The following is a 13,039-nucleotide window of genomic DNA, read 5'->3' as shown; positions in this document are numbered from 1 at the left end:
GGTGGCCGTGAGTCGACTGTAAGGCAAGTAGTTGCCAACGGACTCAGATGACTCTATTTAGCGTAAACAGCCTATTATTGAATTCTTACGGACCCCAAAGGCGCTATTGCTCTTAAAACACCCGTAATGCAACACATTTTCGAAGAATAGCGTCAATGGGGTCCGAAAAGTTGCCAAAACAGCACTGAATCCACGAATAACGGCTCCTGGGTCCGTAAGTAATTAATGAAACAAGCCTAGCCGAAAATGTGCAATTTGAACGCTGAATGCCGAATGCCGAATGCCGAACGCTGGATGCTGGACGCTGGACGCTGAATGCCGAACGCTGGATGCTGAACGCTGAACACCGAACAGTCTAACATTGACCCTATGCTCCGACATTGGCAGCTCTAATCTAACGTTGCACATCTGGCATTAAAAACAAACTAAACACTCTAAAAAGCAAGCCGCCAAAATCCGGAGGTTTGCTTTTTTTTATTTGTACTCGTAGCTGTTATCCTTTGTAAAACATTAGAAAATACTAGCAAACACATGTTCCGATTAGTGTGGTTATGATATACTGAAGGGACGAGGAATCACTGAACTTTTTTAATTGGAGTGTAATCAATAGGTGGATATTTCACCTTGTAATTTATATATTTTCTCCGTTACGGAAGGAGTCTATCATTTATGTCGGTAACCTTTTTACTAGGCCGCTCGGGCAGTGGCAAGACAACAAAAATATGGGAATCTATCTCTTCTTCCTTAGAGAAGGAACCGCTTGGTGCGCCGATTATTATTCTTGTGCCAGAGCAAGGTTCTTTTGGAGCAGAACGGGGGCTTTTGACCGTAGGGAATGTGAAGGGAAGCCTTCGGGCGCAGACACTGAGTTTTTCGCGGCTTGCCTATCGTGTGAAGCAGGAAACTGGTGGCAGTGCAAGTCTGCCAATCAGTGATGAAGGTAAGAAAATGTTAATTTACAAAATCATCAGTCGTCGCAAAGAGGAACTGAAATTGTTCGGTGCCTCAGCAGACAGACCGGGTTTTGTGGAACGTCTGAACCAACTGCACACGGAGATGAAGCGTTGCTGTTTGGGTTCCACTGATTTAGAAGAGCAGTTGTCCGCTATGCGAGGAGCTATTGCAAGAAGTCCTATTCTTGAGGGTAAGCTGGATGATTTGCAGCTGGTATTCAGCGATTTAGAGAAGGAAATGTCACGTCTCTATATCGATGAAGAGGATCGTTTAGCAGAACTGGCTGAGCATATTCCTGATTCCTCCTACATTCGCGGGGCGGAGATTTGGGTAGATGGATTCCATGGATTTACTCCGCAGGAATTCGTAGTGCTTCGAGAATTGATGCAGCAAGCTTCGAAGCTGACCGTTTCGCTTACAATTGATCGTCCTTACCCATATGGAGATCAGTTGAATGAGCTTGAATTGTTTCACCCCACTGCGGTTACTTACATTAAACTGCGTGGAATAGCTGAAGAGCTGGGCATTGATGTGTGGGACGAGCTGCTGGAGCCAACGGTTCTTCCACGTTTTGAAGAAAGTCCAGTACTTGCTCACCTTGAACGGGGATATGATCGCCGGAAGGCCTGGATAGGTGCGGATGAACTGGCAAGAGAGGCTATATCCATAGGCGCCGCAGTTTCGCACAGAGCAGAGGTTGAGGGAGCACTGCGCGAAATGACTAGACTGGCGCGTGATGAAGGTGCAAAATATGGCGAAATGGCTGTATTGATGCGCAATATTGGCGATTACGAGCAGCTGATCCAACCGTTGTTCCAAGATTACGGAGTGCCATTTTTTCTGGACCAGAAGGTAAATGAGCTGCATCATCCGCTAGTGGAATTTATACGTTCCGCGCTGGATGTAGTGCGTCGTCGCTGGCGTTACGAGGATGTATTCCGTTGCGTAAAGACGGAGCTTTTGCTTCCGCTAGACGGTAGTATTACACGTGAGGATATGGATGCTTTAGAAAACTATGTGCTGGCTTGTGGGATTCAAGGGTATCGCTGGACGGATGGCCGCTCATGGAAAGGTATTCCTAGCTTGTCGCTGGAAGGCGGCAGACAGATGGATGATGAACTGCTTGCTACTATGGAACGATGCCGTGCTAGTATAACAGGACCATTATTTGCTTTTGAGAAACGAATCCAGAAAAGCCGTAGCGGCCTTGAACTATGTACGGCAATGTACAAGCTGCTTGAAGAGACGGATGTTGCACGAAAGCTGGAGAAACTCAGTGTTAAGTCTATGGAGAAGGGCCAACCCGAGAAGGCTAGGGAACATAGCCAGTTGTGGGGTGCGGTACTTGATCTGCTAGATCAGATAGTAGAAATGATGGGCAATGAAAGACTTGAGTTTGAAGTGTTCACCGGAGTTCTAGAGACAGGACTTGCTGAGCTTAAAATGGGACTAGTTCCGCCCGCACTGGATCAAGTATTGGTCGGCAATATGGATCGGACTCGCCCAACAGGGGTTAAATACGCTTTTTTGCTTGGATTTAATGAAGGTGTTGTGCCTGCGCAGTTTAAGGAAGATGGAATTCTCTCGGAAGGTGAACGCTCCGTACTAGAGAATGCTGGAATGGAGCTTGCTCCCGGCGCTTCTCGTAAACTGCTGGACGAGCGGTTTCTGATCTATAATGCGCTAACGACAGGAAGTCAAAAGCTCTGGATTAGCTACGCTACAGCGGATGATGAGGGCAAAGCTCTCCTTCCCTCTGAGGTTATCCGGCATTTGCATAGAATGTTCCCAAGGGTTCAAGAGCATAGTTTGTCAGCACTTCCCCCTGCGGGACTACCGGCAGAAGTCGGAAATCCTATTCATCTCGGTTTCATTGGTCAACCAGAACAGAGTCTTCGCGCATTGATTATGCAGCTGCGGCAGTGGCGCCAGGGGACAGAAATTCCGGAGCTATGGTGGGATGTGTATAACTGGTTTACTAAGAACGAAAATCGTAAATTTCAACTGGAACGTTTGCTAAGCTCACTGTTCTATCGTAATGAGGGAACGAAGCTAAAGCGTGGCACAAGCCTCAGATTGTATGGTGGCTCAACACTGCGGGGCAGTGTGTCCCGGATGGAGAAATTTGTTGCGTGCTCATTTTCCCATTTTGCGTCCTACGGACTAAGACTGAAGGAGCGTCAGCTATATAAGCTGCAAGCACCTGATATTGGACAGCTGTTCCATGCTGCGTTAAGTGATATGGCGATAAGACTGAAACAAGAGGGACGGGGCTGGGGCAGCTTGTCTCCGGATGAATGTCGGCGTGAGGCCAGTGAGACAGTAGAGCGGCTATCTCCGATGTTGCAGGGTGAAATCCTAATGAGCTCCAAACGTTACGGGTACATCTCCCGTAAACTTAAGAATATTGTTGGACGTGCTTCTGTGATTCTGGGCGAGCACGCCCGCCGGGGCAGCTTTGAGCCAGTAGGGCTGGAGCTGGACTTTGGACCGGATAAGGAGTTGCCGCCTTTAAGGATTACGCTGCCAAATGGCTGCGTGATGGAGGTTGTTGGCCGGATTGACCGTGTAGATATGGCCCGTGGAGAGAACGGAATTCTTCTGCGGGTAATTGATTATAAATCGAGCCAAAAGGATCTCAAGCTGCATGAGGTGTATTATGGATTATCGCTGCAAATGCTGACTTATTTGGATGTGCTGCTAACATATTCGGAGCAATGGCTGGGGCAGCCGGCACTTCCAGCCGGCACACTTTATTTCCATGTGCATGATCCGTTGTTGACCTCATCCAATGGGATGAACAAGGAACAGGCTGAGCAAGAGCTGTTGAAACGCTTCAAGATGAAAGGACTACTTACAGCAGATCGTGAGGTTGTCTCCCTGATGGATACCACTTTAGACAAAGGGTATTCTTCTATCGTGCCTGTAGCAGTAAAAGCTGACGGCAGCTTTTATAGCAGTGCTTCAGTAGCTACACCAGAGCAGTGGGGTCATCTATTATCCTCCGTTAGAGGGACAATTTCGGATATCGGGACACGGATTACAGAAGGTGATGTGGCGATTGAGCCGTACCGAATTGGGCAGGAGACCGCCTGCACATTCTGTTCCTTTAGACCTGTCTGCCAGTTCGATGAAGCTGTGGAAGGCAACAGCTATAACAATCTGGGTAAGCCAGGGAAGGACGTTATATGGGATCTGCTGTCCCGCAAAGGAGGAACTACACCTTGAGTAAGAAGGCTGAAATAGAAGCGAAACCGGAAGGAAGTATATGGAGTGATGACCAGTGGCGCGCCATTGCGGAGAGCGGTGATGACATCCTCGTTGCTGCGGCAGCAGGTTCCGGTAAGACGGCGGTGCTGGTAGAACGGATTATTCGAAAAATCAGTAAGGAAGAGAACGGCTTCAGTGTAGACAGGCTATTAGTAGCTACGTTTACCAAAGCTGCGGCTGCCGAAATGCGGCAGCGGATCAGGGAAGCCCTTGATCGGGAGCTGGAGGAGAATGGGGAGAACGACCATTTGCGCCGTCAGCTATCCCTGCTGGGCAAAGCTTCGATTACAACGTTGCACTCCTTCTGTCTGGAAGTGATCCGGCGTTATTATCAAATGATTCCGATTGATCCGGGTTTTCGCATATTAAATGAGCATGAAGCGGAGATGATGCGGCAGGAGCTGCTCGAAGAGTTGCTGGAGGAAAAGTACGGTGAAGCAGGTGCGGATGGCGAGGATAGCATATTTGTGCAGCTAGCTGATTGGTTCAGTGGTGAACGCAGTGATGATGCAGTGCATGCGCTCATACAGCGATTGCATGATTATGCCCGCAGCCATCCTTGGCCTGCGCAATGGCTCCGTGATACTGCAGCTGATTTCTCATTGCCAGACACCGAAAGTCTGGGTGGAACGCCATGGGTGCTGAGCATTCTTGAAGAAGCGAAGCTGACACTTGCGGGCGCAGCCAGTCAGCTGATTCAAGGCCGAGAGATTGCACTGCAGCCGGGCGGTCCGGCACCCTATGCTGAGAATTTAACCGCTGATCTTGAGATGGTAAATGCACTGCAGGATGCCGTAAACGAACGACCTTGGGCAGAATTATATGATATTTTCATGGAAGTATATTTTGGGAAATTAAAGGCTTGTAAGAAGGATTCGACAGATCCTGGACTGCAGGAAATGGTGAAGGAACTGCGCGATAGTGTGAAGAAGAGTATTTTAGATCTTCAGAAAGCATTGTTTGGCCGTCCGCCTGAGGTGTTTTTGAAAGAGCTGAACGAAGCGGCTCCACTGATGGCAGAGCTTGCAGAGACAGTGATAGCATTCGGTGAACGTTATAGAATTGAAAAAGCAGGAAGAGGTCTAGTCGACTTCAGTGATTTGGAGCATTATTGTCTGCAAATTCTACGCCATCCGGACTCTACGCCCGGTTATTCCCTGCCTTCTGATGCAGCTATGGAGTACCGTGCTCAATTCGATGAGGTTCTGCTGGATGAGTATCAGGATACGAATAGTGTGCAAGAGGAGATTGTGCGGCTAATATCCCGTGAAACACCCGGTAACCGGTTTATGGTCGGAGATATGAAGCAAAGTATCTATCGATTCCGTCTGGCGGAGCCGGGGCTATTCCTGGATAAATACCGCAGCTTTGGCTCACACCAAATCGATGATCTATCTGAAATTACTAATGAATCATCTAGCGGTTCGGTCATCGATCTGGCCCGTAATTTTCGCAGTCGCATGGAGGTTGTAAATGCCGTGAATATGATCTTCCGGCAGATTATGAATGAGACGGTAGCGGAGATTAATTATGATGAACGCGCTGAGCTTGTTTACGGAGCGAATTTCCCAGGTGCAGCAGAGAAGGGTCCTGATACCTTTTTTGCACCGGAGTTATTATTGATTGATCGTGGTTCGGCAGCAGGGAAGTCAGAAGAGACCTCTGAAGACGGTGAGGCGCCACTTCAGGAGAGTGAAGCCATTGAGAGCGAGACGGCGCAGCTGGAAGCGCGGGCAATTGCCCGGCGTATTTCACAAATGACGGGGATGACCGGTGGATCGCCACTGCTTATCTACGATAAAGGACTCAAGATTATGCGTCCGGTTATTTACGGTGATATCGTGATCCTGCTTCGCTCGGCAAGAATCTGGACCCCTCTAATCATCGAAGAGCTTCGGATGGAAGGAATCCCTGCTTATGGTGATCTGAATAAAGGTTATTTTGAAGCTACAGAAGTGGAAATTGCACTTTCCCTCTTAAAAATAGTTGATAATCCTCAGCAGGACATTCCGCTGGCTGGCGTACTTCGTTCACCTGTGGTCGGATTATCGGAAGAAGAATTGGCTACGGTGCGTATGTGTAGTCAGGGTCCTTTTTTTCAAGCAGTACAGATGGCGGTGGATATGCAAGATGCAAAAGAGGCTGAAGAAGAGTATGACCTCTTCTCGGCTCATGTGATTGAATCCGCAAGCACCGTCGAAAATAATGTTTTACCTGATAAAGATCTGCCGCAGATCAGTCCAGAACTGAAGCGCAAGCTTAAACATTTCCTAGAACAGCTGGAAAGCTGGAGAAATGCGGCTAGACAAGGTAGTCTCAGTGAGCTGATCTGGCGTATCTATGGGGAGAGCGGCTATCTGGAATGGGTTGGAGGACTGCCTGGAGGCTCGCAGCGCCAGAACAATCTTAAAGCTTTGTATGATCGGGCTGTGCAATTTGAGAATGACACCGCAGCACGCGGATTGTTCCGTTTTCTGGTGTTCATTTCACGGCTTCGTGAGAATGGCGGAGATCTGGGTGTAGCTGGCGGTGGCGGTGAAGAAGGCAATGGCGTCAGAATCATGACCATCCATAAATCCAAAGGTCTGGAGTTCCCTGTTGTTTTTGTAGCCGGGATGGCAAAACAGTTCAATCGACAAGATTTGCATTCGCCATTTCTTATGCACAAAGAGCTTGGCTTTGGGCCACGTTTTGTGGAACGGGAAACGCGAGTTAGTTACCCAACACTTCCTTATCTGGCTATTAACCGGCGTACACGGCTTGAGTTATTAGCTGAGGAAATGCGTGTATTATATGTGGCGTTAACTCGTCCGAGAGATAAAATGATTCTAGTGGGCACCGTAAGAGATTTGCCACGCAAAATCGCTAGCTGGAGCAGCGTACAGAACCGGGATGAGCTGCTGCTTGCAGACCATCTGCTGGCCCGAGGGCGCAGCTATTTGGATTGGGTTGGACCGGCATTGATCCGGCACCCTGCTGCGGCGATTCTTCGTAAGCTGGGCGGTTCAGAAGGTACCGTCTCCACGGTGCTGCACAATGATGTGTCCAACTGGAGCATCAGTGTGCAAAATGCTTCCGAACTTAATTCTGGGGCGTTCCTGCCAACGGATCAGACTGAAGATAAGGTAGAGGAACGGCAAGCTGTACTCGAAGCACTGCATAAGGGTGAATCTGTAAATATATATGAAACAGAGACTAGCGATGAAATTGCTAGAAGACTGGAATGGAATTATCCGTATGCGGCAGCCTCAGGTATTCCGGCTAAAACTTCTGTTACGGAGTTAAAAGCGTTGTTGTCATTACAGGAGCAGCCCTCTTTTGATCTGCTGGAAGAAGGCAATTCTACAACCTCAATAGAAAACGATAAACGTCCAAGTGTTGCAGGTGCGGACAGTCTTCATTTGCGGCGTCCGAAATTTATGGAAAAACGCAGTCTGACCCCAGCGGAACGCGGGACAGCATACCATACAGTCATGCAGCATATTCCGCTGGAGGGTTCAGTTGATCCTATGGTTGTGGAAGAAACCTTAGCCCGACTTCAGAGAGTGGCTATTCTAACTGCTGAGCAGGTGGAGGCTGTAGCTCCCGATCAGATAGAAGCTTTTTATACTAATGAACTTGGACGTAGATTAATAGCTTCTTCTTGGAAGCTTAGAGAAATGCCATTCAGTTATATGGTTCCCGCAGGTGAGGCTTATCGAGGGCTCGATTATATGAATGAAGCCGTCTCGGAGCTTACCCCTGAGAACAATAAGGAAGGCTTTAGTGAGGCTGTGCTAATTCAAGGGGTCATTGACTGCCTGTTCCGAGAAGAGGACCGGATTATTCTGCTAGACTATAAGACGGACTCTGTATTAGAACATCAGGGCGGCCTAGAAGCACTTAAGGAAAAATATCGTTTTCAGCTAGAGTTATACAGCAAGGCATTACATGATATTTTGGGAGAACCGATCAGCGAGATTTGGCTGTACTTTTTTGACGGCGATCATGCTGTGAAATTATAAATTATTCATTGCCGCATAGGAGCGGGGAAAGAGGACGAAGATGCGGATATTGCATACGGGGGATTGGCACTTGGGCCGTACGCTGGAGGGAAGAAGCCGCCAGAAGGAGCAAGAGCAGTTCATAGATGAATTGGTGGAGATCGCCGATTTTCATAAGGTGGATTTGATTATGATGGCGGGAGATGTGTACGATTCCGTTAATCCACCAGCGGCTTCGGAGCAATTATTCTATGAGGCGGCTGCCAGGCTATCTTCAGGGGGCAGGCCCCTTGTGGTGATTGCCGGCAATCATGACCAACCGGAGCGCGTATCTTCAGTCTCCCCGCTTGTATTAAGGCAGGGGATTACCTTGGTAGGACTTCCAACCTCAGAGCCAGTGACAGTTCATGCTGCGCGCACGGGTGAGATTGCCAAAATCGCAGCCCTTCCCTATCCCTCAGAGGCACGTCTTGGTGAGCTGCTTGCTGGGGACAGCGGGGAAGAGGAGCTTCGACTGGCTTACAGCGCACGGGTAGGCAAACTCATGCAGCTGTTGGGAAGGGAATTTACCCGACAAACCGTAAATTTGGCGATGAGCCATATTTATGTGCTGGGTGGTGTAGAGAGTGATTCGGAACGCCCGATTCAAGTGGGCGGGGCTTACACTGTAGATCCTTCTGCTTTATCCTGTGGAGCGCAATATACTGCCCTAGGCCATCTTCATCGCGCTCAGCGTGTTAAAGGGGAAGGGATGATCCGTTATAGCGGATCCCCGTTGGCATATAGCTTTTCTGAAGCAGGACAAGCCAAGTCGGTGACGCTGATTGATGTTGCGCCGGGCGGTGAGCCGACCTTCGAAGAAATCTATCTTCGCTGTGGGCGCCCACTTGTAAGATGGAGCTCTACGGGTGGATTGCAAGAGGTATATAACTGGTTGGATGAAGGTAGAGATGCTTCTGCTTTTATAGATTTGGAGATTCGGCTCAGTGAAGCTATGTCGATGAATGATATTCAGCGCCTGCGTAAATCACGTGAGGGGATCATTCATATTCGTCCGATTTATCCGCAAATGGAGCTGGAGCTTGAACAAATTTCCCGTTCACGTATGCCTGTACAGGAATTGTTCCGTAAATTCTATCAGCGCCAGACGGGCGGGGCGGAGCCGGAGGATCGTTTGATTGAGCTGTTCTTACAGCTAACCGAAGAAGAACGGCAGCAGCCGGAGGAAGGAGAGGAGAACTAAGGTGAAGCCTATTTTATTAAAAGTAGCAGGATTGCAGAGTTATAGAGAAATGCAGGAAATAGATTTTGAAAGTCTGTGTGAGACTGGGCTGTTTGGGATTTTTGGACCTACGGGCAGCGGCAAGTCCAGTTTGCTGGATGCTATTACTTTGGCGATGTACGGGAAAGTAGAGCGCGCCGTTAACGGGACACAGGGGATTATGAATCACTCTGAGGATTCACTCAGCGTGGCGTTTACCTTTGAGCTCACTTCTTCCGCTGGGGTACATCGTTATCGTGTTGAACGTAAGTTCAAGCGGACTGGTGAGCAAACAGTCAGCAACACCATTAGCCGTTTCATTGAAGTCACACCTGACGGGGATAACGTTATGGCGGATAAACTCGCAGATGTTACACGTTGTGTGGAAGAGCATATTGGACTCAAAATGGATGACTTCACGCGAGCAGTTGTATTGCCGCAGGGGAAATTCGCCGAATTCTTATCGCTTCGGGGCGTAGACCGCCGACAAATGCTGCAGCGCCTGTTCCATTTGGAACAGTATGGTGATCAGCTTGCGTTGAAGCTTAGCCGACGGGTGAAGGAGAATGAGGCTGCGCTCCGCGCGCTCGAAGCGGAGCAGCAGGGGCTTGGCAGCGCAGGCAAAGAGGATGTAGAGGCAGCGGCAGAGCGCCTCGAACAAGCAGCCCAACATGCTGCGGAATGCCGCCGCAAGCTGGAGGCGGCGCTGCAGGTCGCGGAGCGTTTCACGCGCATTCGCGAGCTGCAAGAGGAACGGACCCGCCGCGAATTGCAGCGGCAGGGACTGCTTTCCAAGGAGGAGGAGATTCTCCTCCTTGAACGGAAGCTCGGCCAAGCTGACGAGGCCGAGGCTAGGCTTCCCGCGCTGAAAGCATGGCGAAGCGCGGAAGATGCCTTCAAGAGCCGATTGACCCGCGCGGAGGGTCAAGAGGTGCTGGCCGCCGCTGCCGAGCAGGAGGCGGCGCATGCCGCTGCGGCCGCGGCTGCTGCGCAGGCCGCGCTTGCGGCGGAAGAGCCGGCCCTCCGGCAGGGGGCCGACACCTACCGCCGCGCGCTCGAGCTCGAGTCCGAGCTCGGCGCCCTGCGGCGCGAACTCGCGGCTCTGCGCGAGCGCCGCGAAGAGGCCTCCCGCAAGCTGGCGGAGCTGCGGGAGGGCATGGCCCGGGAGCGTGAGCTTTTGGCCAAGGGCCAAAAGCGCCAGCAAGAGCTGCAGCAGAGCCTGCAGCCGCTCGGTGTCCGCTCCCAGGAGCGACAGTCTCTGCAAGAAGCGATGCAGAGACTGCAAGGGCTGCACTCCGCCGAATCCCAGTGGGATAAGGCGGAGAAGGAGCGCCGCGAGCGTGCCGCTGCACTCGCGGCTGCGCAGGCGCGACTCGCGGAGGCCGAGGGCCGTCGCGAGCAGCAGGAAGCTTCTCGCGGGCAGCTGATCCGCGAGGCGGCGCTGCATCAAGAGAAGCTGCTGGCGACAGAAGAAGCTGCGCGCACCGCAGCAGAAAGCCTGGAGCAACATATCAGTTCTTTGGAAGCAGCCCTCAAGGGGCATGAGTTGCACAGACTGTCGCTTGGATTGGCTAAAGAATTGGAAGCAGGACAACCTTGCCCTGTATGTGGCAGCGAACACCACCCGGCCCCTGCTGTATTGCAGGATAACCTAGAGCAACAGGAACTGGAGTCAAAGCTTCAACAGGCTCGGGTGTTGTCCAGACGTGCTTTGGAAGCACGCCATATGTTCCGTGGTTTAAGGGAGCAGGACCTGGTTTGGCTGGAGCAGGTGTTTGGTGATGGAGCTTTTGATACGGTAAATCATCCTGCGGCGGCAGGTTCAGAAGTCAGTACTACAGAGGTTTCCTCTACCGATATGTCCATCCCAGATGAAAAAGCTTTGGCAGAACTTGATGCTGCATTTTTAGCATTAAAAAGCCAGTCTGGAGAACTGCGTCGTACAGCGATACAGTGGCAGCAATCGATGCAGGAAGTTCAGCAGCTATGCCTCAAAGAAGCAGCAGGTGCCCAAGGTGAGCGAAGCTGGGTAGAAGGTCTTACCGCCAAAGCCAAGGAACTGAGTGGCCAACTAACCGCTTTGCGGCAGAACTGGGTACAGCAGTTCCCTGATTTGGCACCGGAAGAGGTAGAAAAAGCTTATCGTGAGCTGTTAGCCAAGGATGCTCAAGCTGAGGAAATTAGATCCCGACTGGAAATCAGTGTCAAGTTTCTGGATGAGAAAAGCGCTTCGTTACAGAATCTTCAGGAGACCATCACCGGACTCGATAAAGAGCTTACTCAGTGGAATACACAGATGGAAGGCAAAGAAGAATTGCAGCGTGAAAAAGAACGGCGTCTTCTAGAGTGGACTAATGGCCGCGCTGCTGCCCCACTTCTAGCAGAGTGTGAGCGTCGTCTGCAGGAATTGTTAGCAGCTGTGGAGACCAGCCAACGATTACATCTCACGGCAGCGGAAAAAGCGCAGCATGAGATCAAGGAGGCAGCGATTACCCGCCAGGCTGCAGAATCTGCTCGAGAGCATTATGTGACTTCAAGCCATCTGTGGGAGCAAAGCTTAACCTCTTCACCGTTTAGTTCGGCCGCTGAGGTTGAAGGAGCAGCTCTCGCACCTGAAGAGCGGGAAATTTCATCTTCTCGGGTACGTGCCCATCGTGCTGAAGAAGCTGAAGTCTCATTGCAGCTGCGCAATATTGAAGAGAAGCTTGACGGAGCCAGCTTAAGTGAAGAGGAATGGCAAGTTAGCCAGGAGAGCTTAAGCGCGTGTAAGTCAGAGGATGAAATGTCTCTGCAAGCAAGAGCGCGTGCAGAGCGAGATCTAGAGGATCTGCGGCATCGGCATATTCGCTGGATGGAGCTTGAAGCCCAGCGGCTAGAACATGCTTCCCTACAGGATCATTTGTCCAAATTGCAGACGGTTTTACGTGGAAATGCTTTTGTTGAGTATATTGCGGAGGAACAATTGATGCAGGTGTGCCAGTCTGCTTCTCAGCGGCTTCGTTTCCTGAGCAAACAGCGTTATGCGCTGGAGGTTGATTCGGGCGGTGGCTTTGTAATCCGTGATGATGGAAACGGTGGTGTAAGAAGACCGGTCTCCACGCTTTCCGGCGGAGAGACGTTCTTAACTTCCTTGTCACTTGCACTTGCTCTTTCGGCACAGATTCAGCTGCGGGGGCAGTATCCATTGCAATTTTTCTTTTTGGACGAAGGTTTTGGTACGCTGGATCCGGAATTGCTCGATACGGTAATTACCTCACTGGAAAGACTGCATAACGACCAACTGTCTGTCGGCATTATCAGCCATGTTCCAGAGCTTCGGGCACGACTGCCACGCAAGCTGGTAGTAGTACCTGCTGAACAGGGTGGAGGGGGATCTCGGATCCTTTTGGAAAAAATGTGAAGATCTACAATGTGTGTGATTCTTATCACAGATACAGTATCAACGCGCTGTTATAATACAGCTAAGCCGACATTACTTTAGAAACACCTCGGCGGACGTATGGCAGGGAATGAACTCCTTTTCATACGTCCGCCGCCGAATCAGCTTTATAAGCTGTGAAGGGTGTTTCTC

The 13,039-nt window shown here is 50.5% G+C and carries 4 protein-coding genes; all 4 read left to right on the top strand.

Going from position 1 to position 13,039, the window contains the following annotated elements; genetic code table 11:
* Positions 1 to 669: 669 nt before the first annotated feature.
* Genes addB through NYE35_RS24165 form a run of 4 tightly spaced genes read left to right on the top strand, consistent with a single transcriptional unit; the run spans position 670 to position 12,868 of the window.
* Positions 670 to 4,182 carry a helicase-exonuclease AddAB subunit AddB gene (gene addB, locus NYE35_RS24180; RefSeq protein WP_341122164.1) on the top strand — a complete coding sequence of 1,171 codons (3,513 nt, stop codon included), beginning with the start codon at positions 670 to 672 and terminating at the stop codon, positions 4,180 to 4,182.
* Entirely contained in the window at positions 4,179 to 8,228 is a 4,050-nt protein-coding gene (gene addA / locus NYE35_RS24175; RefSeq protein WP_036683875.1) for a helicase-exonuclease AddAB subunit AddA, read from the top strand. The genes addB and addA overlap by 4 nt, the downstream gene beginning before the upstream one ends.
* A 40-nt stretch (positions 8,229 to 8,268) precedes the next feature.
* Positions 8,269 to 9,450, top strand: coding sequence for an exonuclease SbcCD subunit D (locus NYE35_RS24170; RefSeq protein WP_036683873.1), 1,182 nt, complete (start codon positions 8,269 to 8,271; stop codon positions 9,448 to 9,450).
* 1 nt (position 9,451) lies between these two features.
* Positions 9,452 to 12,868: an AAA family ATPase gene (locus tag NYE35_RS24165; protein ID WP_341122163.1), complete on the top strand. Its 3,417-nt coding sequence runs from the start codon at positions 9,452 to 9,454 to the stop codon at positions 12,866 to 12,868.
* The last annotated feature ends 171 nt before the right edge of the window (positions 12,869 to 13,039 follow it).

Origin of the sequence: Paenibacillus sp. FSL L8-0494 (assembly GCF_038003695.1) — a bacterium.
Taxonomy (GTDB): domain Bacteria; phylum Bacillota; class Bacilli; order Paenibacillales; family Paenibacillaceae; genus Paenibacillus_AQ; species Paenibacillus_AQ odorifer.
This window is presented reverse-complemented; position numbering and strand designations above follow the sequence as displayed.